13 protein-coding genes and 3 tRNA genes are annotated in these 16,719 nt (G+C 49.6%); 14 read left to right on the forward strand and 2 right to left on the reverse strand.

The features are described 5' to 3' along the window. Positions 1 to 30 precede the first annotated feature (30 nt). On the forward strand, positions 31 to 1,038 hold the full coding sequence (gene rpoS, locus T411_RS0115860; protein ID WP_000116738.1) for an RNA polymerase sigma factor RpoS: 1,008 nt from the start codon (positions 31 to 33) through the stop codon (positions 1,036 to 1,038). Positions 1,039 to 1,130: 92 nt separating this feature from the next. Here rpoS and mutS read toward each other — a convergent pair whose 3' ends face one another. Beyond that, positions 1,131 to 3,719, reverse strand: coding sequence for a DNA mismatch repair protein MutS (mutS, locus tag T411_RS0115865; RefSeq protein WP_001894770.1), 2,589 nt, complete (start codon positions 3,717 to 3,719; stop codon positions 1,131 to 1,133). Positions 3,720 to 3,986: 267 nt separating this feature from the next. After that, positions 3,987 to 4,874, reverse strand: a complete 888-nt coding sequence (gene cysM / locus T411_RS0115870; RefSeq protein WP_001279365.1) for a cysteine synthase CysM — start codon at positions 4,872 to 4,874, stop codon at positions 3,987 to 3,989. Between the two features lie 383 nt (positions 4,875 to 5,257). Between cysM and cysP the strand changes: the two genes are divergently transcribed. The 13 genes from cysP (at position 5,258) to T411_RS0115935 (ending at position 16,585) form a co-directional block, all read left to right on the forward strand. Further along, positions 5,258 to 6,259, forward strand: a complete 1,002-nt coding sequence (gene cysP, locus T411_RS0115875) for a thiosulfate ABC transporter substrate-binding protein CysP (protein WP_001079839.1) — start codon at positions 5,258 to 5,260, stop codon at positions 6,257 to 6,259. Between the two features lie 76 nt (positions 6,260 to 6,335). Then, positions 6,336 to 7,187, forward strand: coding sequence for a sulfate/thiosulfate ABC transporter permease CysT (gene cysT / locus T411_RS0115880; protein WP_000531809.1), 852 nt, complete (start codon positions 6,336 to 6,338; stop codon positions 7,185 to 7,187). Positions 7,188 to 7,198: 11 nt separating this feature from the next. Beyond that, on the forward strand, positions 7,199 to 8,062 hold the full coding sequence (cysW, locus tag T411_RS0115885; RefSeq protein ID WP_000951359.1) for a sulfate ABC transporter permease subunit CysW: 864 nt from the start codon (positions 7,199 to 7,201) through the stop codon (positions 8,060 to 8,062). Then, a complete protein-coding gene (locus T411_RS0115890; protein WP_000027778.1) occupies positions 8,059 to 9,189 on the forward strand; it encodes a sulfate/molybdate ABC transporter ATP-binding protein in 1,131 nt (376 codons plus the stop codon). The genes cysW and T411_RS0115890 overlap by 4 nt, the downstream gene beginning before the upstream one ends. 166 nt (positions 9,190 to 9,355) lie before the next feature. Further along, on the forward strand, positions 9,356 to 9,862 hold the full coding sequence (pncC, locus tag T411_RS0115895; RefSeq protein ID WP_000853809.1) for a nicotinamide-nucleotide amidase: 507 nt from the start codon (positions 9,356 to 9,358) through the stop codon (positions 9,860 to 9,862). Positions 9,863 to 9,995: 133 nt separating this feature from the next. Continuing rightward, complete coding sequence (gene recA, locus T411_RS0115900; RefSeq protein WP_000344156.1) at positions 9,996 to 11,060, forward strand: recombinase RecA; 1,065 nt, start codon at positions 9,996 to 9,998, stop codon at positions 11,058 to 11,060. A gap of 132 nt (positions 11,061 to 11,192) precedes the next feature. After that, positions 11,193 to 11,651, forward strand: a complete 459-nt coding sequence (recX, locus tag T411_RS0115905) for a recombination regulator RecX (RefSeq protein WP_000006850.1) — start codon at positions 11,193 to 11,195, stop codon at positions 11,649 to 11,651. Between the two features lie 172 nt (positions 11,652 to 11,823). Continuing rightward, a complete protein-coding gene (alaS, locus tag T411_RS0115910) occupies positions 11,824 to 14,406 on the forward strand; it encodes an alanine--tRNA ligase (RefSeq protein ID WP_000481018.1) in 2,583 nt (860 codons plus the stop codon). A gap of 203 nt (positions 14,407 to 14,609) precedes the next feature. Further along, complete coding sequence (locus tag T411_RS0115915) at positions 14,610 to 15,797, forward strand: aspartate kinase (RefSeq protein ID WP_001912545.1); 1,188 nt, start codon at positions 14,610 to 14,612, stop codon at positions 15,795 to 15,797. A gap of 91 nt (positions 15,798 to 15,888) precedes the next feature. Further along, positions 15,889 to 16,086: a carbon storage regulator CsrA gene (csrA, locus tag T411_RS0115920; RefSeq protein WP_000906485.1), complete on the forward strand. Its 198-nt coding sequence runs from the start codon at positions 15,889 to 15,891 to the stop codon at positions 16,084 to 16,086. Positions 16,087 to 16,267: 181 nt separating this feature from the next. Beyond that, a tRNA-Ser gene (locus T411_RS0115925) sits at positions 16,268 to 16,360 on the forward strand. A gap of 33 nt (positions 16,361 to 16,393) precedes the next feature. After that, positions 16,394 to 16,470: transfer RNA gene (locus T411_RS0115930), tRNA-Arg, on the forward strand. Positions 16,471 to 16,492: 22 nt separating this feature from the next. Then, positions 16,493 to 16,585, forward strand: a tRNA-Ser gene (locus T411_RS0115935). The last annotated feature ends 134 nt before the right edge of the window (positions 16,586 to 16,719 follow it).

Below are 16,719 nucleotides of genomic sequence, written 5' to 3' on the forward strand. Positions count from 1 at the left end.
GACTCGCAAAGTTGCCAGGGGGAGGCCGCTATGAGTGTCAGCAATACCGTAACCAAAGTAGAAGAGTTCGATTTTGAAGATGAAGCACTGGAAGTGCTAGAAACTGATGCCGAGCTCACCAGTGATGAAGAATTAGTTGCTGTTGAAGGGGCAAGTGAAGACGTTCGTGAAGAGTTTGATGCTTCTGCGAAAAGTCTTGATGCGACCCAGATGTATCTCAGCGAAATTGGTTTTTCACCGCTCCTTACTGCCGAAGAAGAAGTGCTTTATGCTCGTCGTGCCTTACGTGGTGATGAAGCCGCACGTAAACGCATGATTGAAAGTAACTTGCGTCTGGTGGTAAAAATTTCACGCCGTTACAGCAACCGAGGATTAGCACTGCTCGATCTGATTGAAGAAGGTAATCTTGGTCTGATCCGTGCGGTTGAGAAATTCGATCCAGAACGCGGTTTCCGCTTCTCTACCTACGCAACATGGTGGATCCGTCAAACCATTGAACGTGCGCTGATGAACCAAACACGCACCATTCGTCTACCGATTCATGTCGTCAAAGAGCTGAACATTTATTTGCGTACTGCTCGCGAATTATCACAGCGCCTTGACCACGAACCTACACCAGAAGAAATTGCTCTTGAGTTAGACCGACCTGTCGATGATGTCACTAAGATGCTGCGTCTTAACGAACGGATCAGCTCAGTGGATACGCCAATTGGTGGGGATGGAGATAAGGCACTGCTGGATATTTTGCCAGACTCTCACAATGCCGATCCTGAGTTTTCAACTCAAGATGATGACATTCGTGAATCGCTGCTCAACTGGTTGGATGAACTTAATCCAAAGCAAAAAGAAGTGCTTGCGCGTCGCTTTGGGCTTCTTGGCTATGAACCATCGACCTTGGAAGAAGTGGGTCGTGAGATCAATCTCACTCGTGAGCGTGTTCGCCAAATCCAAGTGGAAGGTCTACGTCGTCTGCGTGAGATTTTGGTGAAACAAGGTTTGAATATGGAAGCGCTGTTTAGCGTCGAATACGACAACTAATTTTTCCAGACTCATCCAAAACTAAGGCACCCGGTGGGGTGCCTTGTTGTTTCTGGAATCTGTAGATTCCATGCTTGAGATATGGGCAATAACTAGAGCAGCTTTTTCAATTGATAGAGCATATCTAGAGCTTGGCGAGGAGTGAGCTGGTCAGGATCTACGCCTGCCAAGGCTTGCTCAACAGCACTCGGCTCAGGAATTAAGCTCAGCTGGTTGGCAATATCGACGCGGCTTGGCTTACGAGTCTCGGCAGGTTGTGAGCTTAATAGCTCAAGTTGTTGTAATTTGGCGCGCGCATTTTTAATCACGGGCTTGGGTACGCCAGCCAGTCCTGCTACGGCTAAACCATACGATTTACTCGCGGCACCCTCTTGCACTGCGTGCATAAAGGCGATGCCATCACCATGTTCAACCGCATCTAAATGAACATTCGCTAGATGAGGTAACACATTCGGCAGTTCGGTTAACTCAAAATAGTGAGTAGCAAACAGCGTCATGGCACCAATCTCTTTGGCAAGCCACTCGGCACTCGCCCAAGCGAGCGAGAGTCCGTCATAAGTACTGGTACCGCGGCCAATCTCATCCATCAACACCAAACTGTTACGGGTCGCATTGTGCAAAATATTGGCGGTTTCCGTCATCTCCACCATAAAGGTTGAGCGGCCGGACGCAAGATCATCGGACGCGCCGATACGGGTAAAAATACGATCTAGTGGGCCGATTGACGCACTTTCAGCCGGCACATAACTACCGATATGCGCCATCAGTGCAATCAAGGCGGTTTGACGCATGTAAGTCGATTTACCGCCCATATTCGGACCAGTAATGATCAGCATGCGTCGCTGTGGATTAAGTTCGATCGGGTTGGCGATAAACGGCTCATTCATTACTCGCTCTACCACAGGGTGGCGACCACCTTGGATGTGAATGCCCGCTTCTTGAACCAGCGTTGGGCGACAATATTCCAAGTTTTCTGCGCGCTCTGCGAGGTTTTGCAGCACATCCAATTGAGCAACGGAAGCCGCCAGTTGTTGCAGCTGCTCAAGATGCGGCATCAGCAAATCGAACAACTCTTCCCACAGCTGTTTTTCTAACGCTAAAGCACGAGACTTAGAATTGAGCACTTTATCTTCATGCTGTTTAAGTTCTTCGATGATGTAACGCTCAGCATTTTTTAAGGTTTGACGGCGTACATAGTGGGGAGGCACTAAATGGCTCTGACCCCGGCTCACTTGAATGTAGAAACCGTGCACATTGTTATAACCCACTTTCAGGGTATCAATGCCGTGACGATCGCGCTCTTCGGCTTCCAAGCGTTCCAGAAATTCGGTTGCGCCATTGGCTAAATCGCGCCATTCATCGAGTTCGGCACTGTAACCATCGGCGATCACGCCACCATCGCGGATCACCACGGGTGGGTTTTCTTTGATCGCACGTTCGAGTAAATCGCACAATTCATCCATTGGCTCGGCATGGGTGCGTAGCTCGGTAAGGTGAGGCTGCTTAAGCTCGCTCATGACCGAGTGCAATTCAGGTAACTGCTGCATGGCATGGCGTAGGCGAGCTAAATCGCGCGGCCGCGCTGAACGCAGCGCTAGACGGGCGAGGATCCGTTCAATATCGCCAATCTGTTTGAGCACGGGATGCAGTTCCCCATACAAAGCGGTTTCTTTGAGCTCAGTGATCGCATCTAAACGCTGATTGAGAGTGGCGTTATCGCGCATCGGTTGGTGGATCCAACGTTTGAGCATGCGGCTGCCCATGGGGGTAGCACAATGGTCGAGTACTTCTGCAAGCGTGTTATCTGTTCCACCCGCCAAGTTATGAGTGAGTTCAAGGTTGCGCCGCGTCGCGGCATCCAAAATCACCGATTGATCTTGGCGATCCCAAGTCAGTGAACGAATGTGTGGCAAAGCGGTACGCTGAGTATCTTTGACGTATTGGATCAAGCAGCCTGCTGCGCACAAGCCAAGTTTTGCTTGCTCAACCCCAAAGCCAACCAGATCGCGCGTGCCAAATTGCTGGTTGAGCTGCTGTTTCGCGGTATCGAGTTCAAATTCCCAAATCGGGCGACGGCGGTTGCCTTGGCGGCTTGCCATTAGATGCACTGGCGAAAAATCTTCAGGAAACAAGAGTTCACGAGGCGAAGTGCGTTGCAGCTCGGCGGCCATCTCTTCTTCGGTTTGCGGCTCACTGAGCTGAAAACGACCGGAGGTGATATCCATGGTTGCATAACCAAAGCGGCCGTTATGGTGATAAATCGCCGCGATCAGGTTATCGACTCGCTCTGAGAGCAGGGCTTCATCGGTCACCGTTCCCGGTGTCACAATCCGCACTACTTTGCGCTCAACGGGGCCTTTGCTGGTGGCTGGATCGCCAATCTGTTCGCAGATCGCGACCGATTCCCCCATCTGGACGAGTTTCGCCAAATAACCTTCCACGGCATGGAAAGGCACACCCGCCATAGGAATGGGTTCACCCGCCGATGCGCCGCGTTTGGTTAAGGAAATATCTAGCAGTTCAGAGGCGCGTTTGGCATCGTCATAAAACAGTTCGTAAAAATCACCCATGCGATAGAACAGCAGAATGTCTGGGTTTTCCGCCTTGAGTCTTAAATACTGTTGCATCATCGGGGTGTGGTGCGAAAGAGACTCGCTCGGTGAGGCGTTCGATTTCATCATAATCTTATGTCGCTGCTTATCATCATCTGTGCAGGCCTTGCGGCATTTCATCACAAGGCGGGCATGGGTCACTTAAAAACGGTTACAGAGAATAGCAAACCTGACTAGGGCGGGGCAATTGAGCTCTTGCTTTGCATGGTGATGACCTTAAGGCTCATCAGGCCATCGCCGCAAGAGGTTTACCGAAAAGCGCGTAGGGAGCGTGATATGGATACCAAGTCAAACCGGTTTCGACACTCAGCCTAAGCCGAGTGTCGGAAAGCTCGGTTAGGAAAATAATCCTGAGGATAAATAACGGTCGCCACGATCGCACACAATCGCTACCACTACGGATCCCGGATTTTGTTGGGCAATCTGCAAAGCGGCAAACACGGCTCCGCCAGAGCTGACGCCGGCGCAAATTCCTTCTTCACGCGCAAGGGCGCGAGCGGTCTGTTCGGCGTCAGTTTGAGTTACGTCCAGCACCTGATCGACTCGTGCAGCATCAAAAATGCCGGGGAGGTAGGCTTGCGGCCAACGGCGAATACCCGGAATCGCGCTGCCTTCCGAGGGTTGTAAGCCGATGATCTGAATCTGCGGATTTTGTTGCTTCAGATAACGAGAGACGCCCATTATGGTGCCTGTGGTGCCCATGCTTGAAACAAAATGAGTGATTTTGCCTTGGCTTTGCTGCCAGATTTCCGGCCCGGTTGAGCGATAATGCGCGTCAGGGTTATCCAAGTTATTGAATTGATCCAATACCTTACCTTTGCCTTCTTGCTGCATCTGTAAGGCTAAATCGCGTGCGCCTTCCATCCCTTGTTCTTTGCTAACCAAAATCAGCTCAGCGCCATAGGCGCGCATCGAATCTTTGCGCTCTTGAGTGGCGTTATCGGGCATGATCAGAATCATCTTGTAGCCTTTGATGGCGGCAGCCATAGCCAACGCTATGCCAGTATTACCACTGGTGGCTTCAATAATGGTATCGCCGGGCTGCAAACTGCCGCGCGCTTCGGCTTGCACAATCATATTAAGCGCTGGTCTATCTTTCACGGAACCCGCTGGATTATTGCCTTCGAGCTTCACCAATACTGTAGAGCGGCCTGCATTGAGGCGCTGTAAACGCACCAAGGGCGTTTGACCTACATAATCTTCAAGAGTGGGGAAATCAGACACAGAGCGATCCTTCTATTCTAATAGTGACAACCGATATACCCTTCCTACTTGAAGCTGCAGCGGTGTTGGCTACGTTTGTTCACCCCAATCACATAGTCTATCTATGCTCATGGGGACTCACTCACTTGCCGCCTACCTGCAACTCCAAGTTGTTTGGGTATAAAGCTTCTGTTGATTGACGGCGCAAGCGTAAGACGACTCTTTGCCAGCGGCGTTATTTTCATGTCAGCAGTATAAGAACGACTTTATCTTCGGCATACAATTTATTGCTAGAAATTATTCCAAAACGTTCTATTAATGTTCTTTTTTATAAACGATTTTCCTCATAATCTAGCAGCATAAAGGAAGCCATCTTGGCACTTGTGATTCTGGAGTAGAACAACATGAACCGAATTAAATCGACATTAACAGCGTTACTGCTAGCAGGCTCGTTCCAAGCCTCTGCGGCCGATCAAACCATTCTCAACTCATCTTATGATATTGCTCGTGAGCTGTTTGTGGCTTACAACCCTGTGTTTGCTGAGCATTGGCAACAAAAAACAGGGAAGACGGTCGAAATTAAACAGTCGCACGCTGGATCATCGGCTCAAGCGCGTTCTATTCTGCAAGGCCTAGCGGCAGATGTGGTGACGTTTAACCAAGTGACCGATGTGCAAATTCTGCACGACAAAGGCAAGCTGATCTCAGCAAACTGGCAAACCCTGCTACCAAACGCAAGCTCGCCTTATTACTCCACCACCGCATTTTTGGTGCGCAAAGGCAACCCAAAGAACATCCAAGATTGGAGTGATTTGGTACGTGATGATGTGAAAAGTGTGTTCCCGAACCCGAAAACCTCAGGTAATGCGCGTTACACCTACTTGGCAGCGCTAGGCTTTGCACAAAAACAATTTGGTCAGGATAACCAAGTGCAGCAAGATGAGTTTTTGAAGAAGTTTCTGGCTAACGTCGCGGTATTTGATACTGGCGGTCGTGGTGCAACCACATCATTCGTTGAGCGTGGGATTGGCGATGTGCTGATCACCTTTGAATCGGAAGTGAATAACATTCGTCAGCAATACGGTGCGGATGATTACCAAGTGGTGGTGCCGAAAACCTCGATTTTGGCTGAATTCCCTGTCGCGGTAGTGGAGAAAGTGGCAAAACGTAATGGGACTTATGATGTGGCGACCGAATACGTTTCATACCTGTACAGTGAGCCAGCACAGCGTTTGCTTGCAGAATTTAACTACCGTGTGCACGATGCCAAAGTACAAGCTGAGTTTGCTGAGCGTTTTCCCGCCGTTGAATTGCTGACTGTGGAAGGGATCGCCGGTGGCTGGGAGCAAGCGATGAAAACCCAGTTCGCCAATGGGGCTAAATTGGATCAACTGCTGCGCCGCTAATCTTGTCTGACATTTCTCTAGGTTGCCCAATGGATGGGCAACCTTAATTCCACCCTGATGTATCGAAAGAGGTTTTATGGGTCAAACGCTTGCACACTCTCGCCCGCGCCAGCAACGGGTTTTACCCGGTTTTGCGTTGAGCCTCGGTGTCTCTTTGCTGTTTGTCAGCTTGATCCTGCTGCTGCCTGCCACTGGGCTTATCATGCAGACCAGCAACATGACCTTTAGCGAGTATTGGCAAGTGATTGCCGACCCTCGTGTGGTGGCAAGTTATAAAGTAACGGTTGGCTCGGCCTTGATTGCTTCACTGTTTAATGGCTTGTTTGGTTTGCTGCTTGCTTGGGTGTTGGTGCGTTACACTTTTCCCGGCAAACGCATTCTTGATGCGCTGGTCGATCTTCCTTTTGCGCTGCCCACCGCGGTGGCAGGGATTACCTTGGCAACGCTGTATTCGGCCAATGGCTGGATTGGTAGCGTACTTGCTGAGTTAGGCATCAAGGTCGCTTATACGCCACTTGGTATTATTGTGGCGATGGCTTTTACCAGTATTCCCTTTGTGGTGCGCACGGTTCAGCCTGTGTTAGAAGAAATTTCCCGTGAAGAAGAAGAAGCGGGCATGACGTTAGGTGCATCCGACGCTGCTGTGTTTTGGAAAGTGATTCTCCCTTCACTCAAACCCGCTTTATTGGTCGGAACCGCGTTGTCTTTTACGCGCAGTTTAGGGGAGTTCGGAGCGGTGATCTTTATTGCCGGCAACATGCCTTACATCAGCGAAATTACCTCGTTAATGATCTTCGTGCGTCTGCAAGAGTTTGATTTCCCAGCGGCGAGTGCGATTGCCTCGGTTGTGCTGCTGACTTCACTTTTGTTACTGCTGATGATTAACCTCTGGCAAGGCGCTTATCTGCGTCGCATTCACGGACGATAAGGAATCAGTGTATGGCACATTCTCAGCCTTTACGTGTTGGTGAAAAGCCGTGGGTGAAATGGAGTTTGATCGCATTGGCTCTGCTATTGGTGGCCGTACTGCTGCTGATCCCACTGCTGAGCATTTTCCAACAAGCGTTTGCCAACGGCATTGGCGCTTATTTTAGTTACTTTAATGACCCCGATACGCGCCACGCGATTGGGTTAACGCTGGTGGTGGCGCTACTGACAGTGCCAATCAATCTGGTGTTTGGTGTGCTGCTCTCTTGGCTAGTGACCCGCTTTGAATTTGTTGGTCGCAAGTTTTTGATCACCTTGATTGATATTCCGTTCGCTGTTTCTCCGGTGGTGGCGGGGTTACTTTACCTGCTGCTCTATGGCACCAGTGGCTGGTTGGGTGAATGGTTGTATGAGCGCGATCTGCAAATCATGTTTGCTTGGCCGGGCATTGTACTGGTGACTGTGTTTGTGACCTGTCCGTTTGTGGCGCGTGAGCTAATTCCACTTATGCAGCAGCAAGGACGTTCGGATGAAGAAGCCGCAGTGATTTTGGGCGCATCATGGTGGCAACTGTTTCGCCGAGTCACTCTGCCTAACATTAAGTGGGCGCTGATTTATGGCGTGATCCTCACCAATGCTCGCGCGGTGGGGGAGTTTGGCGCGGTAGCGGTGGTTTCAGGCAACATTCGTGGTGAAACCAATACCTTGCCTTTGCATGTACAGCTTCTGTACGAGGATTATCAATCGCAAGCGGCCTTTGCTAGCGCTTCGCTACTGGCGTTTATCGCCCTATTAACACTATTACTGAAAGCTTTGGTCGAGTGGCGTCAAGAGCGCCTTCAGGCGGTCGAGCATAATGAGCAGGGAACCTTATGAGCATTCGTCTAGATAATATCTCTAAACATTTTGGCCAGTTTCAGGCGCTTGCCCCGCTTTCTCTCAAGATTGAAGATGGTGAAATGATTGGTTTGTTAGGGCCATCTGGTTCAGGAAAAACCACTTTGCTGCGTATTATTGCGGGGTTGGAAGGGGCGGATTCCGGTACGATTCATTTTCGAAATCGTGACGTAACGAATGTGCATGTGCGCGATCGTCGAGTCGGCTTTGTGTTCCAAAACTATGCGCTGTTTCGTCATATGACGGTGGCCGATAACGTAGCGTTTGGCTTGCAGGTGATGGAGCGTGCTCAGCGTCCAAATCCGGCGGAAATTCAAAAGCGCGTGAAGCAACTGCTTGAAATCGTACAACTTGGCCATTTGGCACATCGTTATCCAGAGCAGCTTTCTGGTGGTCAAAAACAGCGTATTGCGCTGGCTCGCGCACTGGCAACCCAACCTGAAGTGCTACTGTTGGATGAGCCGTTTGGCGCTTTGGATGCCAAAGTGCGTAAAGAGCTGCGCCGTTGGCTGCGTAGCCTGCATGACGAGTTAGGTTTTACCAGCGTGTTTGTGACCCACGATCAGGATGAAGCGTTGGAGCTTTCCGATCGCGTAGTGGTGATGAGTAATGGCCGCATTGAGCAGATCGATTCGCCGGTTGAGCTTTACGCTCAGCCCAATAGCCGCTTTGTGTTTGATTTCTTTGGGAACGTTAATCAGTTTGTGGGTGAGTGGCAAAATGGCCAGTGGGTCAATGGCTCAGCCTTTATTCAGCCACCTGAGAGTGACGCGACACGTCAAAGTGGTTTGCTCTATGTGCGCAGCCATGAGTTGGCTCTGTCGGATAAAGAGAACAGCCAAGCCTCATTGCCGTTTGAAGTGGTCTCCATTAACCCTGTTGGGGCAGAAGTGCGCGTTGAGTTAGCACCTGTCGGTTGGCAAAGCCAAGAGTTGTGGGAAGCCAAACTTTCACATCGTTCTTTAAGCGAAAAACGCTTGAGTCGCGGCGATCAAGTCTTCGCCACACCGCAAGTGGGCTATTTCTTTGCCAGTGAAGGGCAAAGTAGCCCGAGCGTCCTACGCTGGCCATTCTTGGCTCCGGGTAGCTTGATGTTTGAAATCTGATGCTTGAAATGCGAGGGTTGAAATTAGACCGAGAAAGAGTGCCCAAGGGCACTCTTTCTATTTGGGACGATTGCAATTAGCGCCTAATTCGGTAGTTTAGCCTGCAGTTTTACCGAGCAAAATGAAACACCAGTGACACAATGAAACAGAAGCGAGAGGCAAGCGTATGAAAACACTACATTCCTTGAGTGAGCAGTTAGGAGGGCTACTGGCTAACCAGCAGCAGATCCTCGCTAGCGCAGAATCTTGCACCGGCGGTGGCGTGGCTTATTGGGTGACTGAAGTGGCTGGAAGTTCGGCATGGTTTGATCGCAGCTTCGTGACTTACAGTAATGAAGCTAAACAAGAAATGCTCGGTGTTCGGCAAGCAACATTACAACAATTTGGTGCAGTTTCTGAACAGACCGTTGAAGAGATGGCGCTTGGTGCGCTCTTTCATTCAAGGGCTACGCTAGCAGCTGCGATTAGTGGCATTGCTGGTCCCGGTGGCGGTAGTGCAGAAAAGCCAGTTGGCACCGTCTGCTTTGGCTTTGCCAGTGTTCAAGGTTGGCTCAAAGTGGAAACGTGCCACTTTACGGGTGAGCGCGAACAAGTGCGTCAGCAAGCCATAGCGCATGTGTTGCAAAGCTTGATTGAGCATCTCGCAGCCGATCAGGTTCAAAACGTTAACTGAGCCAAACTTTTTTCTACACAGGGGTGGACACTGTACAAATCAACAGTATAATGAGCCCCAACATGACAAATCAGCGTCGACCCGATTTCGACACAATTACCTATCACCTGAGAGTGACTATCCGGAGAGAGTAATGGACGAGAATAAACAGAAGGCACTTGCGGCCGCCCTCGGTCAAATTGAAAAGCAATTTGGTAAAGGCTCCATCATGCGCTTAGGCGACAACCGCGCGATGGATGTAGAAACCATTTCGACCGGTTCTCTGTCTCTGGATATCGCGTTGGGTGCTGGTGGCCTACCAATGGGACGTATCGTTGAGATCTTCGGCCCTGAATCTTCGGGTAAAACGACACTGACTCTGGAACTGATTGCTGCTGCGCAACGTGAAGGTAAAACCTGTGCGTTTATCGATGCCGAGCACGCGTTGGATCCGGTTTATGCCAAGAAATTGGGCGTGAATATCGATGAGCTGCTGGTTTCTCAGCCTGATACCGGCGAGCAAGCACTGGAAATTTGTGATGCACTGGCTCGCTCTGGTGCGGTAGATGTGATTGTTGTTGACTCAGTCGCGGCTTTGACACCAAAAGCGGAAATCGAAGGCGAAATGGGCGATAGCCACATGGGTCTTCAAGCGCGTATGTTGTCGCAAGCGATGCGTAAACTGACGGGTAACCTCAAGCAATCCAACTGTATGTGTATCTTCATCAACCAAATTCGTATGAAGATTGGTGTGATGTTTGGTAACCCAGAAACCACCACTGGCGGTAACGCACTGAAATTCTACGCTTCTGTTCGTTTGGATATTCGCCGTACTGGCGCAATCAAAGAAGGCGAAGAAGTGGTTGGTAACGAAACCCGTATCAAGGTTGTGAAGAACAAGATTGCGGCACCGTTTAAAGAAGCCAACACTCAGATCATGTACGGCCAAGGTTTCAACCGTGAAGGTGAATTGATCGATCTTGGTGTGAAACACAAGATGGTTGAAAAGTCAGGTGCTTGGTACAGCTACAACGGCGATAAAATCGGCCAAGGTAAAGCGAATGCCTGCAAGTATCTGAAAGAAAATCCAGAGATTGCTAAGACGCTAGACAAAAAACTACGTGAAATGCTGCTTAACCCAGAAAATATGCAACTGACTGGTGAAACGGCTTCTGCCGCTGATGATGTAGAATTTGGTGCAGTGCCAGAAGAGTTTTAATCGGCAGGCTGAATGCAAAGAGGTTCAACCTCTCAATCTCGATGTGAATGAAGCCCTGCAATGCAGGGCTTCTTTTTGGCTGCTAATTGAGTGAGTGACTCAAAACTCACCGTTAGCCTAATAGGGAGTTCCATGAGTTTCGACTTAGCCACTTGCCGACAAAGTGCCTTGCAACTTCTGAGTCGCCGCGATCATAGCGAATATGAGCTACACCAAAAATTAGCCCTCAAAGGTCATCCTACAGAAGTGATTGATGAGGTTGTGAAGTACGTTTTAGAGCTAGGGTATTTGAGTGATGCCCGTTACGCAGCGAGTCAGGCTCGACAAATCGTTCATAAAGGTTACGGTGAGCAGCGTTTGCGCCAGCAACTCAAAGAAAAGCGGGTCGCGGAAGAGGTGATTGAGCAAGCCCTCGCCGAGCAAACGATAGATTGGTTTGAACTAGCGAAAGAGGTCGCACACAAGAAATTCAAAAGCGGCATCAGCCACGAGCGCTCGCAATACGCCAAACAAGTTCGGTACTTACAGTACCGTGGTTTCAACTTTGAGCAAATACGTTATGCACTTCAAGCCAGTGAGAGTGATGAGTAATCGCTTTCACCCTCTATATTCCTCTTATTAATCCTGCTCTGGATTTTATGCATCTTGGCGGAGCTGCTGCTCGACACACATTCAGTTTGCTGAAGAGAAGAAACTAGGCGAACTGTTATCCTTGCTTTACAATAGCGCAAAATTCTAACTTGAGTATTTCAGGAAGAGCTGCATGTTTATGAGCACGGATGAGGTGCGCCGCGCGTTCCTCTCATTCTTTGAAAGCAAAGGTCACCAAATTGTAGAAAGTTCTTCTCTGGTGCCTGCTAACGATCCGACCCTGCTGTTTACCAACGCAGGGATGAACCAATTTAAAGACTGTTTCTTGGGCTTGGAAAAGCGCGCCTACACTCGCGCCACGACCGCTCAACGTTGTGTCCGCGCGGGCGGTAAGCACAACGACCTAGAAAACGTCGGTTTCACCGCACGTCACCACACTTTCTTCGAAATGCTGGGTAACTTCAGTTTCGGTGACTATTTCAAAGAAGATGCGATCCAGTATGCATGGGAGTTTCTGACTGACGTTCTGCAACTGCCGAAAGAGCGCTTGCTTGTGACGGTTTATGAAACCGATGATGAAGCCTTTGATATTTGGAATAAAAAAGTCGGCATTCCTGCTGATCGCATTATTCGTATCGGCGATAAAAAAGGCGGCAAGAAGTTCGATTCGGATAACTTCTGGCAGATGGGTGACACTGGTCCTTGCGGTCCATGTACTGAAATCTTCTACGACCACGGTGACCACATTTGGGGTGGACCTCCAGGCTCACCTGAGGAAGATGGCGATCGTTTTATCGAAATCTGGAACAACGTTTTCATGCAGTTCAACCGTCATGCGGATGGCACGATGGAGCCGCTACCTAAGCCGTCTGTGGACACGGGCATGGGTATTGAGCGTATTTCCGCGATCATGCAAGGCGTGCACTCCAACTACGAAATCGACGTATTCCAAACGCTGATCAAAGCAGCCGCAGACGCAATTGGTTACCAAGATCTGACTAATCAGTCTCTGCGCGTTGTCGCGGATCACATCCGTTCATGTGCCTTTTTGATTGTGGATGGCGTGATGCCGTCTAACGAAGGTCGTGGTTATGTACTGCGTCGTATCATTCGTCGTGCCGTTCGTCATGGCAATAAGCTCGGTGCGCAAGGTGCATTCTTCCACAAGTTGGTGGGACCATTGGCGGAAGTGATGGGTACTGCAGGCGTTGAGCTGAAAAAGCAGCAAGCTCTGGTTGAAAAAGTGCTACGTATCGAAGAAGAAAACTTTGGACGTACGCTGGATCGCGGCATGAGCATTCTGAATGACGCGCTGGATCAACTATCAGGCCAAGTGCTGGATGGTGAAACCGTCTTCAAACTCTACGACACCTACGGCTTCCCTGCGGATTTAACCAATGATGTGGCGCGTGAGCGTGGCTTTAGCATTGATGAAGCGGGTTTTGAACAAGCGATGGAAGAGCAGCGTCAACGCGCTCGTGAGGCCGGCCAATTTGGTACGGACTATAATTCGCTGATCAAATCCGCCACCAATACCGAATTCTGCGGTTACACGGCGAGTCGTGGCCAAAGTGTGGTACGCGAAATGTTCGTGGAGGGCGCGGAAGTTTCTACGCTGTCAGCCGGTGATAAAGCCATCATCGTACTAGACAACACGCCATTCTACGCAGAATCAGGTGGTCAATGCGGCGATACTGGCGTTTTGAAAACCGACGCAGGTATTTTCCATGTTGAAGATACTCAAAAATTAGGTAACGCGATTGCGCATCACGGTGTGCTCGCCCAAGGCGTATTGGCGACAGGCGATCAGGTGGATGCCATCGTCGATGAAAAGCGCCGTGCGGCAATTTCGCTGAACCACTCGGCGACTCACTTGTTGCATGCTGCACTACGTAAAGTGCTGGGTGAACACGTGGCGCAGAAAGGCTCTCTAGTGCGTGCTGAAACACTGCGTTTTGACTTCTCACATCTGGAAGCGATGACCGCTGCAGAGATTAAAGAAGTAGAACGTTTAGTGAACCAAGAAGTTCGTCGTAACCACAGTATCGAAACCAACATCATGAATATTGATGAAGCGAAAGCGAAAGGTGCGATGGCGCTGTTTGGTGAGAAATATGATGACCAAGTGCGCGTGCTGTCGATGGGCGACTTCTCAACTGAGCTGTGTGGTGGTATCCACGCGAGCAACACGGGTGATATTGGTCTGTTTAAGATCATCTCTGAAGGTGGTATTGCTGCGGGTATTCGCCGTATTGAAGCGGTGACTGGTGAAGGCGCATTAGATTACCTCGACGCACAGCAAGCACAGCATGATGCCAAAGTGTCTGAAATGGCGGCAAAAGCCAAACTGCTGGAGAAAGAGATCCAACAGTTGAAAGATAAGCTGGCGGCGAAAGAGAGCGCGGGTCTTATCAACCAAGTTAAGCAGATCGCGGGTGTTAACGTACTGGTTGCGCAGCTCAACGGTGCAGACAACAAAGCGCTACGTGGCATGGTAGATGATCTCAAAAACCAATTAAGCAGCGGCATCATCATGCTGGGTAATGTGGCTGAAGGCAAAGTTGGCCTAATTGCGGGCGTAACCAACGATTTGACTAATAAAGTCAAAGCGGGTGAGCTGGTCAACATGGTCGCACTACAAGTCGGTGGTAAGGGTGGTGGCCGCCCTGACATGGCTCAAGCTGGAGGGACAGATGCTCACGCTCTGCCATCGGCCTTAGAGTCTGTCGACGCTTGGATTGCCGAGCGTCTATAACAGTGATAAATAGATTACGCTCAATCAATATTTGTTGATTGAGCGTAATTTTATCTGGTCTACCAAGTGGTTTAATTGGCGCAAATATAGACTAAGCCAATTAGCCGCTTGGTTTTATTTTGGTGACGATCAAACCTTGTTCGACATGTATGTTAAGCAAGTTTGATCCCGATGAGACTTTGGTCTTGGGAAGGTGAATACTGGTGAAAAAGCCCCTTATCGTGCAAAAGTTCGGCGGAACTTCGGTGGGTTCAATAGAAAGAATGCAAACCGTAGCCGAACACATCATTAAGGCGAAGAATGATGGCAATCAAGTTGTCGTAGTGGTCTCTGCCATGGCAGGGGAAACCAATCGACTGGTGGGTTTAGCTCAACAAGTAGATAGCGTACCAAACGCTAGAGAACTTGATGTTTTGCTCTCTGCTGGTGAGCAGGTGTCAATGGCCTTAGTGGCAATGACACTGCACAAAATGGGCTATGCCGCCCGCTCACTAACCGGAGCTCAAGCGAATATTGTGACGGACAATCAACACAATGACGCGACGATTAAACATATTGATACTCGAACGATTACCGAGTTGCTAGAACAAGATTTTATTGTGATAGTCGCGGGTTTTCAGGGCATTAATGAAAATGGGGATATCACTACGTTAGGCCGTGGTGGCTCAGACACCAGTGCTGTGGCATTGGCTGGGGCACTGAATGCCGACGAATGCCAAATATTCACTGATGTCGATGGGATATACACTTGTGATCCACGCATTGTACCAAGTGCTCGTAAGCTGGATGTGATTGATTTTCCTTCCATGGAAGAGATGGCGCGCAAAGGTGCAAAAGTGTTGCACCTACCGTGCGTGCAGTATGCTTGGAAGCATGCAGTGCCACTCAGAGTGCTCTCTACCTTTGAAGTGAACCAAGGCAGTTTAATTAAAGGCAGTGCCGCAACTCACGCAGTATGTGGTATTGCTCTTCAGCGCGATATGGCGCTGATAAGAGTGGAGAGTGAATCTTTCCCAAGCATCATCAAGCAGTGCCAAATGCTCGGCATTGAAGTCTGCACAACCATTGAAGAGCCTACCAATAGTGCATTTGTGATTAAACGCGATGCTTATGCCAAGCTACAATTAGTCGGCGCAGATAAAATTCGTGGTTCAGAGCCCGTGAGCCTCATCACCAAGGTCGGTATACAAGCCGGGGCATTAGTTGCCCATGCACGTCAGACCTTAGCGCAACATGGCATCGATGTGCGTTATGTCTCGGCCTCGGAACAATCATCTATGCTAATGTTAGACCCTGCAAATGTGGATCGTGCGGCAAATATTTTGCACGAGACCTATGTGACGTCGGAAATCCCTCAAGAGTTTGGTCTAAAACAAACCTTTTTAGGTTAAACGGGCACCATTGAGAGTTTACGATGTCATAACTTTTGATGGATAATAGTGTGGTTGCAAGAAAATACAGAGATTACTCAAGGAGCTAAGAATGCTTATTTTGACTCGCCGTGTTGGCGAAACCCTGATGATCGGTGACGAAGTGACCGTGACAGTATTAGGTGTAAAAGGTAACCAAGTCCGTATCGGTGTAAACGCACCGAAAGAAGTGTCTGTGCACCGTGAAGAAATCTACATGCGCATTCAAGCTGAAAAAGGTAATGGTGGCGTTGCGTCTGGCAACTACTAATTATCGAAGAAAGGTCGGCCGTTAACGCCGACCTTTTTGTTTATCCCCGTGTTTTTATTTAGAAAGTGCAAATTCTCAGCGCTTTGGTTAATTTGCCAACGGTTGAGTTGTTTTGCCGAGTTTTCACCAAGAAAGTGTTTGACATATTTTTGGTAAATCGTAATATGTGCCTCCGCAAGACGGTGAGGTGGCCGAGAGGCTGAAGGCGCTCCCCTGCTAAGGGAGTATACGGTTTATAGCCGTATCGAGGGTTCGAATCCCTCCTTCACCGCCATTTCTTGCAATGCTTATTTCGATAAGCCACAGCGCGTCCGTAGCTCAGCTGGATAGAGTACCTGGCTACGAACCAGGCGGTCAGAGGTTCGAATCCTCTCGGACGCGCCATATTCTTCTGGAATATAAAAGTGGTGAGGTGGCCGAGAGGCTGAAGGCGCTCCCCTGCTAAGGGAGTATACGGTTTATAGCCGTATCGAGGGTTCGAATCCCTCCCTCACCGCCATTTATTGGCCTATGGTCAATTTTTTTGTTCTAGAAGAAAATATTTGTGATATAGTTCACAACCTGCGCGCTCGTAGCTCAGCTGGATAGAGTACCTGGCTACGAACCAGGCGGTCAGAGGTTCGAATCCTCTCG

It is taken from the genome of Vibrio cholerae ATCC 14035, assembly GCF_000621645.1.
Classification (GTDB): domain Bacteria; phylum Pseudomonadota; class Gammaproteobacteria; order Enterobacterales; family Vibrionaceae; genus Vibrio; species Vibrio cholerae.

What these genes read in the sequence shown, in the direction of transcription:
- mutS (WP_001894770.1), bottom strand. Translation starts at nt 3,719, where the DNA reads ATGATGAAATCGAACGCCTCACCGAGCGAGTCTCTTTCGCACCACACC.
- pncC (WP_000853809.1), top strand. Translation starts at nt 9,356, where the DNA reads ATGAAAACACTACATTCCTTGAGTGAGCAGTTAGGAGGGCTACTGGCT.
- recA (WP_000344156.1), top strand. Translation starts at nt 9,996, where the DNA reads ATGGACGAGAATAAACAGAAGGCACTTGCGGCCGCCCTCGGTCAAATT.
- T411_RS0115890 (WP_000027778.1), top strand. Translation starts at nt 8,059, where the DNA reads ATGAGCATTCGTCTAGATAATATCTCTAAACATTTTGGCCAGTTTCAG.
- recX (WP_000006850.1), top strand. Translation starts at nt 11,193, where the DNA reads ATGAGTTTCGACTTAGCCACTTGCCGACAAAGTGCCTTGCAACTTCTG.
- rpoS (WP_000116738.1), top strand. Translation starts at nt 31, where the DNA reads ATGAGTGTCAGCAATACCGTAACCAAAGTAGAAGAGTTCGATTTTGAA.
- csrA (WP_000906485.1), top strand. Translation starts at nt 15,889, where the DNA reads ATGCTTATTTTGACTCGCCGTGTTGGCGAAACCCTGATGATCGGTGAC.
- cysP (WP_001079839.1), top strand. Translation starts at nt 5,258, where the DNA reads ATGAACCGAATTAAATCGACATTAACAGCGTTACTGCTAGCAGGCTCG.
- alaS (WP_000481018.1), top strand. Translation starts at nt 11,824, where the DNA reads ATGTTTATGAGCACGGATGAGGTGCGCCGCGCGTTCCTCTCATTCTTT.
- cysT (WP_000531809.1), top strand. Translation starts at nt 6,336, where the DNA reads ATGGGTCAAACGCTTGCACACTCTCGCCCGCGCCAGCAACGGGTTTTA.
- cysW (WP_000951359.1), top strand. Translation starts at nt 7,199, where the DNA reads ATGGCACATTCTCAGCCTTTACGTGTTGGTGAAAAGCCGTGGGTGAAA.